Raw genomic sequence first — 15,033 nt, 5'->3', positions numbered from 1 at the left:
TACCCCCGCCTACGCGGCCTCGCCCAGCAAGCGCAGCACATGCTCCCGCCCCGCCCCCAGCAGCTCCGGCAGCGGCGCCACCGACTCGTACCACCGCTTCTCGTACTCCCAGCACAGCCACCCGTCCCAGCCGCGCCGCAGCAGCACGTCCACGCACTCGGTGAGCGGAAGCACCCCGGAGCCCAGCGGCAGCGGGGTCGTGTCCTGCGCCGACGCGATGTCCTTGACCTGCACGTACCCCAGGTGCGGGGCGAGTGCGGCGTAGGTGTCGGCCGGCTGTTCACCGCCCAGCCAGGTGTGCATGACGTCCCACAGCGCGCCCACCTGCCGGTGCCCGACCGGACCCAGCACCCGGATCAGGTCCGCACCGGTGCGATGCGAGTCGTGCGTCTCCAGCAGGATCCGCACGCCCAGCGCGGCGGCGTCCTCCGCGGCGGTGCCGAGCCGCCGGGCGGCGAGGGCGTCGGACTCCTCGCGGGGCAGGCCGGGGTCGGCGCCGGGGAAGACCCTGACGTACGGCGCGCCCAGGTCGTGGGCGAGCTGCAGGAGGTCCCGGACCTCAGCCAGTACGGGGGCGTCGTCGCCGGACGCGGCGACGCGCGCGTATCCGGCCACGCCCAGCACCTCGACGCCGGCCTCCTTGAACAGGGCCGCGGTCTCGGCGCGTTCGGCGGGGGAGAGGCCGGGGTGGACCGGCTCCTCCGGGTGGGCGCGCAGTTCGACGCCGTGGTAGCCGTGCGCGGTCGCGAGCGCCAGGACCTCAGGGACGGGCAGGCCGGGGACACCGAGAGTGGAGAACGCCAGCTTCATGTCCCGGACCCTACTCGTCACCGGCCCGACCCGGGCAGATCCGCGCAGATCCGGTCACGTCCCGGCGTCCTCGTCCAAAGGCAGCCGCCAGTCCTGTCCCACCAGGTCCCTGCCGAAGGAGTGGTGGGGTTTCTCGGACACGAGGGTGAAGCCGTGCCGCTGGTAGAGGCGGCGGGCGCCGGCGAGCACGTCGTTGGTCCACAGCACCAGGTCCCGGTATCCGGCCCCGCGCGCGAAGTCGATCACGGCCCGCACCAGCCGGTCGCCGACGCCGTGCCCGCGCGCCTCCGGTTCGACGAGCAGCAGCCGCAGCCGCGCGGTGCCGGGCGCGTCGTCCCGTACGCACATCACACAGCCCGCCGGGCGCCGGTCCTGCTCGGCGATCCACACCCGCTCCAGACGCGGGTCGTGGTCCTCGGCGAAGTCGGCGACGATCCGGGCCACCAGCGCCTCGTAACCGGCGTCCCAGCCGTACTCGGCGGCGTACAGGGCGGCGTTGCGCTGCACGATCCAGCCGAGGTCGCCCGGGCCCGGCTCGCGCAGCGCAACCTCGCCGGACCGGGCCCGCCCGGCGGTGTCCGAGGCGCCGAGGACGTCCCGGATGGTCCGCATGGCCTCCGCCAGCCGCGGCCGGTCCGCGGGGGCCACCGTGTCGAGCAGGGCCCCGACGGTGTCCCGGGCCCGCTCGTCGAGCAGCGCGGCGGTCTCGCGTCCGCGCGCGGTGAGCCGGACCCGCCGCCGGCGCGGATCGCTCTGCGAGGGCCCGCGCTCGATCAGCCCGGCGTCCTCGAACCTGTTCAGGATCCGGCTCAGATACCCGGCGTCGAGGCCGAGCCCGGTGCGCAGCTCGGCCGCGTCCAGGTGCGGCGCCTGGGCGAGTTCGTACAGCACGCGGGTTTCGGTGAGGGTGTACGGCGCGTACAGGTGGCGGCCGTAGTCGAGGGCGCCGATGACGCCCGTGTAGAAGCGGTTGAAGGCGCGGACGTCCTGGACGGTCATGATCGCCCCCGGATGTTTGACTGAGTCAGAGATGCCGTCCCTCAGAGCGTAGGCTCGCCGTCCGCCCGCGTCCACACGGAGCGTGTCCGGGGCTAACCCCCCTGTGCAGCAAGGGGGTTGAGCCGTCCGGACCGGGGTCCCGCTTTTACCTGTTCTTTAGGTGGGGGGCGGCTCCTGCTTTTGACTCCACCGCGATCCGAACGTAAGTTGAGAGTGAAGAGTCACGTATGTCCGAATTGATGGACGTGACAGTCCGCCGCCGGAACGCGGAACACAGCGGGTGGCGGGCAGCGTGCGGAGCGACGCGCAGGCTCCGCAGCGCACACCGCGGAGGCCCCGTCGAGAGCCCCCGGACCATCCAATACACCCTCGGAGAGGGGATCGTCATGCGCGCTCACACGTCTCGTATCAAGAAGGTCGCCATCGCCGTCTGCTCGGCGCCGATCCTCGCCATCGCCGCCGGAGCCGGAGCGGCCCAGGCTGCCACGACCACCGCTGCCCCCGACCACGTCGTCTCGTCGGCCCACAACGGCGGCGGCGGCTGGGGCTGGGGCGACGACGGCTGGGGCTGGGGCGGCGGCGGCTGGGGCTGGGGCTGGGGCTGGGGAGGCCACGGCGGCGGCGGCTGGGGCTGGGGAGACGACGGCTGGGGTTGGGGCGGCGGCTGGGGCTGCTGACCTCACACCAGTGATCGACCCCACCTGACAAGCGAAAGGCGGATCCGGGTGCCCGGCCCCACGGGCACCCGGATCCATGCGACTGCACCCTTTAAGGCGGTGACCGGATGAGGATCGTGTGCGTGGGCGGAGGCCCGGCCGGGCTGTACTTCTCGATCTCCGCGAAGCTGCGGGACGCGGGCCACGAGATCGTCGTGATCGAACGCGACCCGCCCGAGGCGACGTACGGCTGGGGCGTCGTGTACTGGAACGACCTGCTCGACATCCTGCACCGCAACGACCCCGAGAGCGCGCGGGCGGTGAGCGCCCACTCCGTGCTGTGGCAGGACCAGGAGATCCGCGTGCACGGCAGCCGGCACGACGGCACCGCGTACTTCGGCGGCTACGGCTACAGCCTGGGCCGCGCCGCCCTGCTGGACATCCTGACCCGCCGCGCCCGGTCCCTCGGCGTGGACGTCCGGCACGAGAGTCTCGCCGACCCCGCCGACCTGCCGGACGCCGACCTGATCGTGGCCTCCGACGGCGCGGGCAGCCGGATCCGGCAGAGCCGCGCCGAGCACTTCGGCACCAGCATCGAGACCGGCCGCAACCCCTACATCTGGCTCGGCACGGACCGGCAGTTCGACAGCTTCGTGTTCGACTTCGAGGAGACCCCGGCCGGCTGGGTCTGGTTCCACGCCTATCCGTCGTTCCAGGGGATCAGCACCTGCATCGTGGAGTGCTCCCCCCAGACCTGGCAGGGCCTCGGCCTCGACACGCTCGACTCCGACGACGCCGTCCCGCTGCTGGAGAAGATCTTCCACCGGGCGCTCGACGGCCACTCCCTGATCAGCCGGTCACGCGGCGAACCGGCGAAGTGGCAACGCTTCCAGCACGTCAGCAACCGCACCTGGGTCGACGGCAACGTCGTCCTGGCCGGGGACGCCGCGCACACCACGCACTTCACGCTCGGCTCCGGCACCCGGCTCGCCATGATCGACGCGATGGTGCTGGCCCACGCCCTCACGCAGTACCCCGACCCGCAGGCGGCCCTGCGCGAATACGACCAGCACCGCCGCGCCGAACTCCACGGCACCCAGGCCGGAGCGCGCTCCAGCATGGCCTGGTTCGAGCAGCTGGACCACTACCTGGACCGCGACCCGGTGTCCTTCGCCTACGCCATGTCGGTACGCCAGGGCCACCAGAGCCCCTGGCGCTACCAGGTCCACCTCGCCACCCAGATCCCCGCCGTACGCCGCGCCCGTCGCGCCTACGACACGGGCAGGCGCTGGTACCACGACCGCAGAAGAGGCGAAGCACCACTGCCGTTGCTGGGCCGCTCACTTCCGGCGCGGAAGTGAACGGCGCCCGGGGCTTTGCGGGGCTCGGTGACGGGGGGTAGGACGCCGTGGCCGACGGTGAGCGGGTGGGCGAACCCCCCGGTGCCTCAACCCCGCGGCACCCCCGAAGACCCCCGCACCATCAACTCCCCCCGAATCACCGCGATAGCGCCCGGCGGCTCCTCGCGCCCCATCGCGATCCGCCCCGCCCGTGCCCCCGCCTCCGCCAGCGGCAACCGCACGGTCGTCAGCGACGGCACCGCGTCCACGCTGAACGGCAGATCGTCGAACCCGGCGACCGACACGTCCTCGGGAATCCGCCGCCCCGACTCCCGCAGCGCCGCACACGCCCCGAGCGCGACGGAGTCGTTCGCGGCGACGACGGCCGTCAGCGAGGCGTCCCGGCGAAGAAGCTCCAGCGTCGCCTCGTACCCGGACTGGCGGTCGTACCGCCCGTGCACCGTCCAGCGGGGATCGTCCTCGACCCCGGCCGCCGCCAGCGCCTCCCGGTGCCCCTCCAGCCGGTGCCGGGTGGTCGTACGCTCCTGAGGGCCCGCGATGTAGCCGAGCCGGCGGTGGCCGAGGCCGAGCAGATGCTCGGTGAGCCGGCGCGCCCCGCCCCGGTTGTCGAAGGTGAGCGCGACCGCCCCGGTGTCGGCCGCCGGCGGCCGACCGCACAGCACCACCCGCGTCCCGGCGTCCGTCAGCTTGCGCAGCTTCGCCGCGACCGCCGTCGCGTGCGGTGCGTCCTCCACGGCCCCGCCGGTCAGCACCACGGCCGCCGCCCGCTGCCGTTGCAGCAGGGTCAGGTACGTCAGCTCCCGCTCGGGGGACCCGCCGGTGTTGCAGACCACCGCCAGCCGCTCACCGCCCGCCCGGCCCCCGCCGACGCCGCCGATCTCGGCCTGGATCGCGCTCGCCATGATCCCGAAGAACGGGTCGGCGATGTCGTTGACGAGGATGCCGACCAGGTCGGAGGTGGCCGCCGCGAGCGCGCTCGCCGGGCCGTTGAGGACGTAGTCCAGCTCGTCCACCGCCCGCAGCACCCGCTCGCGCGTGGAGGCGGCCACCGGGTAGTTGCCGTTCAGCACGCGCGACACCGTCGCGGGTGAGACCTGGGCGCGGGCCGCCACATCCGCCAGGGTCACCGTCATGTCGTCGTCCTCCGGTCGCGCATCGTGTCGTACGCCCTCGTAGACAGCCAGGTTCCGCCGCTGGTTCCGGGAATCCGTCGAGCAGACCTTAAGGCCAAGGCCCCCCGTTGTTCGCCCCCTCGAACAACTCGAACCGGACACGGTCTTGTACAGACCACCGTGCAGAGGCTAGCTTCTCACTGATAGAAAGCGCTTGCTGTCTGAGGGCGCGGAGTGGCACAGAAGCTGCACAGAGGGGACTCACGTGACACGCAAGACGGTGCGTATCGCCATGAACGGCGTCACCGGGCGCATGGGCTACCGCCAGCACCTCGTCCGGTCGATCCTCGCCCTGCGCGAGCAGGGCGGCCTCGACCTCGGCGACGGCACCGTGCTGTGGCCGGAACCGATCCTGGTCGGCCGCCGCGAGCACGCCCTGCGGGAGATCGCCGAACGGCACGGCCTGGAGCACGTCTCTACCGACCTCGACGCGGTCCTCGCGGACGACAGCGTCGACATCTACTTCGACTCCCAGGTCACCTCCGCCCGCGAGGAGTCGCTCACGAAGGCGATCGCCGCCGGAAAGCACGTCTACACCGAGAAGCCGACCGCGACCGGGCTGGACGGCGCCCTCGAACTCGCCCGCCTCGCGAACGCCAGGGGCGTCAAGCACGGCGTGGTCCAGGACAAGATCTTCCTGCCGGGCCTGCTGAAGCTGAAGCGGCTGATCGACGGCGGCTTCTTCGGCCGGATCCTGTCCGTGCGGGGCGAGTTCGGCTACTGGGTGTTCGAGGGCGACTGGCAGGAGGCCCAGCGCCCCTCCTGGAACTACCGCGCCGAGGACGGCGGCGGCATCGTCGTCGACATGTTCCCGCACTGGGAGTACGTCCTGCACGAGCTGTTCGGCCGCGTCACGTCCGTCCAGGCCCTCGCCACCACCCACATCCCGCAGCGCTGGGACGAACAGGGCAAGCCCTACGACGCCACCGCCGACGACGCCGCGTACGGCATCTTCGAACTCCAGGGCGGCGCCATCGCCCAGATCAACTCCTCCTGGGCGGTGCGCGTGCACCGCGACGAACTGGTCGAGTTCCAGGTCGACGGCACCGAGGGCTCGGCGGTGGCCGGCCCGCGCAACTGCCGCGTCCAGCACCGCTCCGCGACTCCCAAACCGGTCTGGAACCCGGACATCCCCGCGACCGAGGCCTTCCGGGAGCAGTGGCAGGAGGTCCCGGACAACGGGGAGTTCGACAACGGCTTCAAGGCCCAGTGGGAGCTGTTCCTCAAGCACGTCCACGTGGACGCTCCGTACCACTGGGACCTGCTGGCCGGCGCCCGTGGCGTCCAGCTCGCCGAGCTGGGCCTGAAGTCCTCCGCCGAGGGCCGCCGCATCGACGTGCCGGAGATCGCGCTGTGACCGTCCGACTCCCCGCGGCCGACGGCTCGTTGCGCCCCTACGAGCCCCGCACCGACCCCCTGGCCGTGTCGCCCGGCGCCTCCTTCACCTCCCGCACGGTCTTCTCCGCGGCCCACGTCGTCGCCGATCCGTACGCCGACACGACCCCCGACTCGCCCGCCGCCGTCGACTGGGACGCCACCCTCGCCTTCCGCCGCCACCTGTGGTCCCACGGGCTCGGCGTCGCCGAGGCGATGGACACCGCCCAGCGCGGCATGGGCCTGGACTGGGCGGGCGCCGCCGAGCTGATCCGCCGCAGCGCGGCGGAGGCGAAGGCGGTCGGCGGCCGGATCGCCTGCGGCGTCGGAACCGACCAGATCACCGGCGGCAGCGTGGCGGAGATCCGCGCGGCCTACGAGGAACAGCTCGCGGTGGTGGAGGAGGCGGGCGCCCAGCCGATCCTGATGGCGTCGCGCGCCCTGGCCGCCGCCGCCCGGGGCCCCGAGGACTACCTGGACGTCTACGGCCATCTGCTGCGCCAGTCCGCCGAACCGGTGATCCTGCACTGGCTGGGCCCCATGTTCGACCCGGCGCTGGAGGGCTACTGGGGCTCGTCCGATCTGGACGCGGCCGCGGAGACGTTCCTCGAGGTCATCGCCGCGCACCCGGACAAGGTCGACGGCATCAAGGTGTCCCTGCTGGACGCCGGACGCGAGGTCGCCCTGCGCCGCCGGCTGCCCCGGGGCGTGCGCTGCTACACCGGCGACGACTTCCACTACCCCGAGCTGATCGCGGGCGACGAACAGGGCTTCAGCCACGCCCTGCTCGGCGTCTTCGACCCGCTGGGCCCGCTGGCCGCCGAGGCCGTACGGGTCCTGGACACCGGCGACACGGCCGGCTTCCGGCGCCTGCTGGACCCCACGGTCGAGCTGTCCCGCCATCTCTTCCAGCCGCCGACCCGCTTCTACAAGACCGGCGTGGTCCTCCTCGCCTGGCTCGCCGGCCACCAGTCGCACTTCACGATGGTCGGCGGCCTGCAGTCGGCCCGCTCCCTGCCGCACCTGGCCCGCGCCTACGAACTCGCCGACCGCCTCGGCCTGTTCCCGGACCCGAAGCTGGCGGAGGAACGGATGAAGACCCTGCTCGCCCTGTACGGAGTCGCCCAGTGACCGGTCTCGAACGCTTCTCGGTCAACCAGATGACGGTAAGGCAGCTGTCGCTGCCCGAACTCGCCGACGCGTGCACGGGACTGGGCATCGGCCGGGTGGGTCTGTGGCGTGAGCCGGTCCAGGAGTACGGCGTCGAGGCGACGGCGAAACTCGTCCGCGAGGCGGGCCTGACGGTGACGACCCTGTGCCGGGGCGGCTTCCTCACGGCGATCGACCCGCGGGAGCGGGCGGCGGCCCTGGCCGACAACCGCCGCGCGATCGAGGAGGCGGCCGCCCTCGGCACCGACACCCTGGTCCTGGTCTCCGGCGGCCTCCCGCCCGGCAGCAAGGACCTCGGGGCGGCCCGGGAACGCATCGCCGACGCCCTGGCCGAACTCGCGCCCCACGCCGGGCGATACGGCGTCCGCCTCGCCATCGAAGCCCTGCACCCCATGTACGCCGCCGACCGCTGCGTGGTCTCCACACTGGCCCAGGCCCTGGACCTGGCCGAGCGCTTCCCCGCGCACCAGGTCGGGGTCACCGTGGACACGTACCACATCTGGTGGGACGACCAGGCGCCGGCGCAGATCGCCCGCGCGGGCGCGGGGGGCCGTATCCACACGTTCCAGCTCGCCGACTGGACCACGCCGCTGCCCGAGGGCGTCCTCAACGGCCGCGGCCAGCTCGGCGACGGCGCGATCGACATGCGCGAGTGGCGGGACCACGTGGCGGCGGCCGGCTACACGGGCCCGATCGAGGTCGAACTCTTCAACGAGGGGCTGTGGGCCCGGGACGGCCGGGAGGTGCTGGCGGAGACGGCGGAGCGTTTCCACAGGGCTTTCTCATAACCGCGACCATATTCTGTGAAAGAGACAGGAATTCCTGTGGAATGCCTGTCTCTTTTTCCTTTTTCCCGGAATTCCGGAACCGGTGAAACCGCAGGTCGTGTCTGTTGGGCTGAGTTCGCCACGACGGCGAACGGAAATCATTCAGCACAAGGAGTTTGTCGTGAAGAAGATGCGTACCGCCGCTGTTTCCCTGGTCACCGCCGCGGTCGTCGTGGGCGGCGCCACCGCCGCCACCGCCGCCCCCGCTCCCCGGCCGGCCCTCACCCTGTCGGCGAGCAGCACCCACGTGAGGCCCGGCGACAAGGTCCTCCTCTCCGGCCGCGCCACCGGCCTGAAGGAGGGCAGCAAGGTCACCGTCCAGGAGAAGCACGGCTCCCACTGGGTCACCCTGCCGCTGACCACCACCGTCAAGCACGGCACCTACCGCCTCACCGAGCAGCCGAAGACCAAGGGCGCCCAGACGCTGCGCGCCAGGGACGGCAGGACGGTCTCGAAGCCGGTGACGATTTCCGTCCGCTGACGAACCGGTGAAGCGGGGCTGCCCGGCCGCCGGGCCGCAGCAGCCCCGCCCCGGAAAAAATCCCGAGCTTCCGTACAACCCTCCCCTGGCCCCGTGGGTCGTATCTGTCATCGGAACCCGGGAGGGGACCCGGGGGGGATTCACGGGGTTCCGGTACGGAGGGGAAAGCCGAAGGGGCGGCGCCGGTCGACGGACCTGCGCCGCCCCCTCGAAGTCGTACGGACACCCATCGGCGCCGGACGCCGGGCGCCCGCCGTCACAGCGCCTCGACGTCCTCCGGTGTCGGATACGAGTCCTGCGCGCCCCGCCTGGTCACGGCCGCCGCGCCCACCCGGGCCGCGTACGCCGCCGCGTCGGCCAGGTCCGCGCCCGTCGCCAGCCGCCAGGCGAGCGCGGCCGTGAAGGCATCTCCGGCGCCCGTGGTGTCGACCGCGTCCACCTTGACCGACGCCACCCGCGCCACTCCCGAGGAGTCGCACACCAGCGCCCCGTCCGCGCCGAGCGTCACCACCACCGAGCGCGGCCCCTTGGCCAGCAGCAGCCGGGCCCAGTCCTCGGGGTCCTCGCTGACGCACGCGTCGCCGAGGATGACCCGGGCCTCGTGCTCGTTGACGATCAGCGGGTCGCAGGCCGCGAGGACCTCGGTCGGCAGGGGGCGCGGCGGGGACGGGTTCAGCACGAGCCGGCTGCCGGGGGCCAGGTTCCGCACGACCTCCACGACCGTCTCCAGCGGGATCTCCAACTGCGTCGACACCACGCGGGAGGCGAGGAACAGGCTCACGGCCGTCCGCACGTCCGCCGGGGCGAGCCTGGCGTTGGCACCGGGCGACACCACGATGCTGTTGTCCCCGGAGGGGTCCACGGTGATCAGCGCGACGCCGGTCGGCGCCTCGCCCACCAGCACGCCCACCGTGTCCACGCCGGCCGCGCGCAGCGAGTCCAGGAGCAGCCGGCCGTGCGCGTCGTCGCCGACCCGGGCCAGCAGGGCCGTGTCCGCGCCGAGCCGGGCCGCGGCGACCGCCTGGTTCGCGCCCTTGCCGCCCGGGTGGACGGCCAGGTCGCCGCCGAGCACCGTCTCACCGGCGGCGGGCCGCCTCTCGACGTCGATCACCAGGTCGGCGTTGGCCGAACCCACGACCAACAGGTCGTAGTCGAACATCAGTTGACTCTCCTGACTCCCCCTGAGAGCTGGCCCCGGTCGAGCGGCCGCCCCCCATGGTGCCCGATGCCGGGTGACCCCCGCTGGACGACCCCCGTGCACACGACCCCCCGCCGGCTCCGGTCGCGCCCCTCCTCGCGGACGGCGCGCACGGTCACGCGGGCTCGCCGGCGGGCAGTGCCCCGATGGCCGCCGTGACGGCCGCCGGTACGGCCGCGACGAGCGCGCCCGCCTCGATCTCGATGCTGCGCTCGGGCCGTCCGCTGCCGCGGTGCACACGCCCGAGACCGCTGACGGTGTCGTCGAACACCACGACGGCGTCCGGGTCGGCGGAGACCGGGCACACCCCGCCGGGCCGCATACCGGCCCGTGCCGGCCGCTCGGCGCCGGCGGGGGACAGCTCGCCGCGCCGCAGCCCGGCGGCCCGGGCCGGCGGCCCGTACCGCAGCCGCGCATGACCGGGCAGCGCGGCCGGCACCAGCCGGTCCTTCGCGGTGACGAAGGCCGGCGTCTTCACGGTCCGCTCCAGCGCAACGCCCAGCGCGGCGCACACCTCCACAGGGTCGGCGACACCGGGATGCCCGTACAGCCGGAAGGCCAGGCCGAGCCCGGCGAGCACGTCCGGCGGCTCCAGGGGTGCGGGATCGCTCACCCGGGCGAGACTACCGGCGGACCGGGGGAGTTGACCCGTCCCGGCCCCGGCCCCGGAGCGGAACTGCGGCCACCTGACGTGACCGGCACCGCCGCTCACCCGTCCCGTCTGTCGGACCCCACCGGTACCGTCGGATCATGGCAGGAGAGGCGGGGACCCAGAGCGGTGAGCGGCGGCTCGCCGTGCTCGAGGGTGTGCTGGAGCGGATCACGTACGCCAACGAGGAGAACGGCTACACCGTCGCCCGGGTCGACACGGGCAGAGGCGGCGGCGACCTGCTCACCGTCGTCGGCGCGCTGCTCGGCGCCCAGGTCGGGGAGTCGCTGCGCATGGAGGGGCGCTGGGGCTCCCACCCGCAGTACGGCAAGCAGTTCCACGTCGAGAACTACACGACGGTCCTGCCCGCCACCGTCCAGGGCATCCGGCGTTACCTCGGCTCGGGTCTGGTGAAGGGGATCGGGCCCGTCTTCGCCGACCGCATCACCCAGCACTTCGGACTCGACACCCTCCGCGTCATCGAGGAGGAGCCGAAGCGGCTCATCGAGGTCCCCGGCCTGGGGCCCAAGCGGACCAGGAAGATCACCGACGCCTGGGAGGAGCAGAAGGCGATCAAGGAGGTCATGCTCTTCCTGCAGACCGTCGAGGTGTCCACCTCCATCGCCGTGCGGATCTACAAGAAATACGGCGACGCGTCCATCGGCATCGTCAAGGAGCAGCCGTACCGCCTCGCCGCCGACGTGTGGGGCATCGGCTTCCTCACCGCCGACAAGATCGCCCAGTCCGTCGGCATCCCGCACGACAGCCCCGAAAGGGTCAAGGCCGGCCTGCAGTACGCCCTGTCCCAGTCCGCCGACCAGGGGCACTGCTTCCTGCCCGAGGAGCGGCTGATCTCCGACGCGGTGAAGCTGCTCGCCGTGGACACCGGCCTGGTCATCGAGTGCCTCGCCGAGCTGGCCGCGGTCCCGGACGACGGCGGCGACCCGGGTGTCGTACGGGAGAAGGTCCCCGGACCGGACGGCGACGGCGCCGAACCGGTGACCGCCGTCTACCTCGTGCCGTTCCACCGCGCCGAGCAGTCCCTCTCCGCCCAGCTGCTGCGCCTGCTGCGGACGGACGAGGACAGGATGCCGGCCTTCCGGGACGTGGACTGGGCCAGGGCCCTCGGCTGGCTGAAGGGCCGTACCGGCGCCGATCTCGCCCCGGAGCAGGAGGCGGCCGTCCGGCTCGCGCTCACCGAGAAGGTCGCCGTCCTCACCGGCGGGCCCGGCTGCGGCAAGTCCTTCACCGTGCGCTCGATCGTGGAGCTGGCCCGCGCCAAGCGCGCCAAGGTGCTGCTCGCCGCCCCCACCGGGCGCGCCGCGAAACGGCTGGCCGAGCTGACCGGCGCCGAGGCCTCCACCGTCCACCGGCTGCTGGAGCTCAGGCCGGGCGGGGACGCGGCGTACGACCGGGACCGCCCGCTCGACGCCGACCTGGTCGTGGTCGACGAGGCCTCCATGCTGGACCTGCTGCTGGCGAACAAGCTGGTGAAGGCCGTGCCGCCCGGCGCCCATCTGCTCTTCGTCGGCGACGTCGACCAGCTGCCCAGCGTCGGCGCGGGGGAGGTGCTGCGGGATCTGCTCGCCGAGGGCAGCCCCGTGCCCGCGGTCCGGCTCACCCGGGTCTTCCGGCAGGCCCAGCAGTCCGGCGTCGTCACCAACGCGCACCGGATCAACGCCGGGCAGCACCCGCTCACCGACGGCATGAAGGACTTCTTCCTCTTCGTCGAGGACGACACCGAGGCCGCCGGGCGGCTCACCGTGGACGTGGCCGCGCGGCGGATTCCGGCCAGGTTCGGGCTCGACCCGAGGCGGGACGTCCAGGTCCTCGCCCCCATGCACCGGGGACCGGCCGGTGCCGGGGCGCTCAACGGCCTGCTCCAGCAGGCCATCACCCCCGGCCGGCCCGATCAGCCCGAGAAGCGGTTCGGCGGCCGGGTCTTCCGCGTCGGCGACAAGGTCACCCAGATTCGCAACAATTACGAGAAAGGGAAGAACGGCGTCTTCAACGGCACCGTGGGCGTCGTCACCTCGCTCGACCCGGTCGACCAGCGGCTCACGGTGCTGACGGACGAGGACGAGGAGGTGCCGTACGAATTCGACGAACTGGACGAACTGGCCCATGCGTACGCGGTGACCATCCACCGTTCGCAGGGAAGTGAATATCCTGCCGTGGTGATCCCCGTCACCACCGGGGCATGGATGATGCTGCAGCGGAACCTGCTGTACACCGCGGTGACACGGGCGAAGAAGCTGGTCGTCCTGGTCGGTTCACGCAAGGCGATCGGACAGGCGGTGCGCACGGTGTCGGCGGGGCGGCGCTGCACGGCACTGGACTTCCGGCTGCGCGGCGGCTGACCGCTCCTGACCAGGGGCGTCGGCCCGCATCGCAAAAAATGATCGATCAAACGAGTCGTGAAGGTCACAGAGCACTTCCAGATGCCCTCCCAAGGGGGCAGGATGTGCAAGTTGGCGGCACTGAGTGCCGCCAATGGGCCCAATGGTCGACCCCGAGTGCACTCTCCTGAGCCAAATGGGGGATGGTAGAGACAGTCAGGGCACCTCGAAGATGAGGCACTACGTCGGTGAGGGAAGACGTGAGCGACAACTCTGTAGTACTGCGGTACGGCGACGGCGAGTACACCTACCCGGTGATCGACAGCACCGTCGGCGACAAGGGCTTCGACATCGGGAAGCTCCGCGCCCAGACCGGTCTGGTGACTCTGGACAGCGGGTACGGCAACACGGCCGCCTATAAATCCGCGGTCACCTACCTCGACGGTGAGGCGGGCATCCTCCGCTACCGCGGCTACCCCATCGAGCAGCTGGCCGAGCGCTCCACCTTCCTGGAGGTGGCGTACCTGCTGATCAACGGCGAGCTGCCCACCGTCGACGAGCTGACGACGTTCAAGAACGACATCACACGGCACACCCTGCTGCACGAGGACGTCAAGAACTTCTACAAGGGCTTCCCGCGCGACGCCCACCCGATGGCCATGCTGTCCTCGGTCGTCTCGGCGCTGTCCACCTTCTACCAGGACAGCCACAACCCGTTCGACGAGACGCAGCGCAACCTCTCCACGATCCGGCTGCTCGCCAAGCTCCCGACGATCGCGGCCTACGCGTACAAGAAGTCGATCGGCCACCCGTTCGTCTACCCGCGCAACGACCTCGGCTACGTCGAGAACTTCCTGCGCATGACCTTCTCGGTCCCGGCGCAGGAGTTCGAGCTCGACCCGGTCGTCGTCTCCGCGCTGGACAAGCTGCTGATCCTGCACGCCGACCACGAGCAGAACTGCTCGACCTCCACGGTCCGCCTGGTCGGCTCCTCGCAGGCCAACATGTTCGCGTCGATCTCGGCCGGCATCAGCGCGCTGTGGGGCCCGCTGCACGGCGGCGCCAACCAGTCCGTGCTGGAGATGCTGGAGGGCATCCGGGACTCCGGCTCCGACGTCGACACCTTCATCCGCAAGGTGAAGAACAAGGAGGACGGCGTCCGCCTGATGGGCTTCGGCCACCGGGTCTACAAGAACTTCGACCCCCGCGCCAAGATCATCAAGGCGGCGGCGCACGATGTGCTCTCCGCGCTGGGCAAGGAGGACGAGCTCCTCGACATCGCCCTGAAGCTGGAGGAGCACGCGCTCTCCGACGACTACTTCGTCGAGCGCAAGCTGTACCCGAACGTGGACTTCTACACCGGTCTGATCTACCGGGCCATGGGCTTCCCGACCGAGATGTTCACGGTCCTGTTCGCCCTCGGCCGCCTGCCGGGCTGGATCGCCCAGTGGACCGAGATGATCAAGGAGCCGGGCTCCCGCATCGGCCGCCCGCGCCAGATCTACACGGGCGTGGTCGAGCGCGACTTCGTGCCGGTCGAGGAGCGCTGACACCTGCCGGTGGGGGGGCAGGTTTTTCGGGTGCCCCTCGCTGGAGCAGGTGCTCCTGGTCGGTGATCGCCCAGGAGTCTGCCCCCTGAAGGTGCGTGGGAGGCTGGCGGCTGGTCTCTGGCTTGTCGCGCCCACGCGGCGGGACTGCATGTGCCATGCGGTCCCGCGCCCTTAGGGGGCGCGCTCACCCGCCTTGTGTGCTCAAAGCGGAAGGCGCCCTGAGACGCCGGTCCCCCCACGGGCCGACGACCAGGGCGCCTTCCCATGTCCCGGTGCGGATTCCCCCCACGGGATCCGGCCGGGCGCTCGGAGAGGACAGCGCCTGAATCGCTGTCGTGAGCAGAATGAGCAAAACTCGTCCTGCTCCAGTGATGCGGTGCGATCTGCCGGGACAGCGCACGCAGGGAGGGCCGCTCAAAGCTTCCCGGCGCACGTGCCCCGGCAACG

At 71.9% G+C, this 15,033-nt stretch carries 13 protein-coding genes; 8 read left to right on the top strand and 5 right to left on the bottom strand.

All coding sequences use genetic code 11. From position 1 onward, the window contains the following. Positions 1-9 precede the first annotated feature (9 nt). A complete protein-coding gene (locus tag ACGFZN_RS25935) occupies positions 10-810 on the bottom strand; it encodes a sugar phosphate isomerase/epimerase family protein (protein WP_393860875.1) in 801 nt (266 codons plus the stop codon). Positions 811-864: 54 nt separating this feature from the next. Further along, the gene (locus ACGFZN_RS25930; protein WP_393860874.1) at positions 865-1,809 is read right to left on the bottom strand and encodes a GNAT family N-acetyltransferase; all 945 of its coding nucleotides are present in this window, start codon (positions 1,807-1,809) and stop codon (positions 865-867) included. 386 nt (positions 1,810-2,195) lie between these two features. Between ACGFZN_RS25930 and ACGFZN_RS25925 the strand changes: the two genes are divergently transcribed. Then, a complete protein-coding gene (locus ACGFZN_RS25925; protein WP_393860873.1) occupies positions 2,196-2,486 on the top strand; it encodes a hypothetical protein in 291 nt (96 codons plus the stop codon). Between the two features lie 122 nt (positions 2,487-2,608). Continuing rightward, the gene (locus tag ACGFZN_RS25920; RefSeq protein WP_393860872.1) at positions 2,609-3,826 is read left to right on the top strand and encodes an FAD-dependent monooxygenase; all 1,218 of its coding nucleotides are present in this window, start codon (positions 2,609-2,611) and stop codon (positions 3,824-3,826) included. Between the two features lie 86 nt (positions 3,827-3,912). Here ACGFZN_RS25920 and ACGFZN_RS25915 read toward each other — a convergent pair whose 3' ends face one another. Next, positions 3,913-4,959: a LacI family DNA-binding transcriptional regulator gene (locus ACGFZN_RS25915; RefSeq protein WP_393860871.1), complete on the bottom strand. Its 1,047-nt coding sequence runs from the start codon at positions 4,957-4,959 to the stop codon at positions 3,913-3,915. 244 nt (positions 4,960-5,203) lie between these two features. Between ACGFZN_RS25915 and ACGFZN_RS25910 the strand changes: the two genes are divergently transcribed. The 4 genes from ACGFZN_RS25910 (at position 5,204) to ACGFZN_RS25895 (ending at position 8,850) form a co-directional block, all read left to right on the top strand. Further along, positions 5,204-6,355 (top strand): Gfo/Idh/MocA family protein, encoded by a 1,152-nt coding sequence (locus ACGFZN_RS25910; RefSeq protein WP_393860870.1) that lies wholly within the window; start codon positions 5,204-5,206, stop codon positions 6,353-6,355. Then, positions 6,352-7,503 (top strand): dihydrodipicolinate synthase family protein, encoded by a 1,152-nt coding sequence (locus ACGFZN_RS25905; RefSeq protein WP_393860869.1) that lies wholly within the window; start codon positions 6,352-6,354, stop codon positions 7,501-7,503. The genes ACGFZN_RS25910 and ACGFZN_RS25905 overlap by 4 nt, the downstream gene beginning before the upstream one ends. A 29-nt stretch (positions 7,504-7,532) precedes the next feature. Beyond that, entirely contained in the window at positions 7,533-8,330 is a 798-nt protein-coding gene (locus ACGFZN_RS25900; protein WP_393861027.1) for a sugar phosphate isomerase/epimerase family protein, read from the top strand. 169 nt (positions 8,331-8,499) lie between these two features. Continuing rightward, complete coding sequence (locus ACGFZN_RS25895) at positions 8,500-8,850, top strand: hypothetical protein (RefSeq protein WP_393861026.1); 351 nt, start codon at positions 8,500-8,502, stop codon at positions 8,848-8,850. 256 nt (positions 8,851-9,106) lie between these two features. Here the strand turns inward: ACGFZN_RS25895 and ACGFZN_RS25890 are convergent, their stop codons facing one another. Both ACGFZN_RS25890 and ACGFZN_RS25885 read right to left on the bottom strand, forming a co-directional pair. Next, positions 9,107-10,009, bottom strand: a complete 903-nt coding sequence (locus ACGFZN_RS25890) for a ribokinase (RefSeq protein WP_393860868.1) — start codon at positions 10,007-10,009, stop codon at positions 9,107-9,109. Positions 10,010-10,163: 154 nt separating this feature from the next. Next, positions 10,164-10,661 carry a YbaK/EbsC family protein gene (locus ACGFZN_RS25885; protein WP_393860867.1) on the bottom strand — a complete coding sequence of 166 codons (498 nt, stop codon included), beginning with the start codon at positions 10,659-10,661 and terminating at the stop codon, positions 10,164-10,166. Positions 10,662-10,798: 137 nt separating this feature from the next. On the opposite strand from ACGFZN_RS25885, the gene ACGFZN_RS25880 reads away from it, so the two are divergent. Together ACGFZN_RS25880 and ACGFZN_RS25875 are read left to right on the top strand one after the other, a co-directional pair. Further along, positions 10,799-13,057 (top strand): ATP-dependent RecD-like DNA helicase, encoded by a 2,259-nt coding sequence (locus tag ACGFZN_RS25880; protein WP_393860866.1) that lies wholly within the window; start codon positions 10,799-10,801, stop codon positions 13,055-13,057. Positions 13,058-13,296: 239 nt separating this feature from the next. Further along, positions 13,297-14,586 (top strand): citrate synthase, encoded by a 1,290-nt coding sequence (locus ACGFZN_RS25875; RefSeq protein WP_393860865.1) that lies wholly within the window; start codon positions 13,297-13,299, stop codon positions 14,584-14,586. Positions 14,587-15,033: the final 447 nt, after the last annotated feature.

Origin of the sequence: Streptomyces sp. NPDC048192 (assembly GCF_043202415.1) — a bacterium.
Lineage (GTDB): Bacteria > Actinomycetota > Actinomycetes > Streptomycetales > Streptomycetaceae > Streptomyces.
This window is presented reverse-complemented; position numbering and strand designations above follow the sequence as displayed.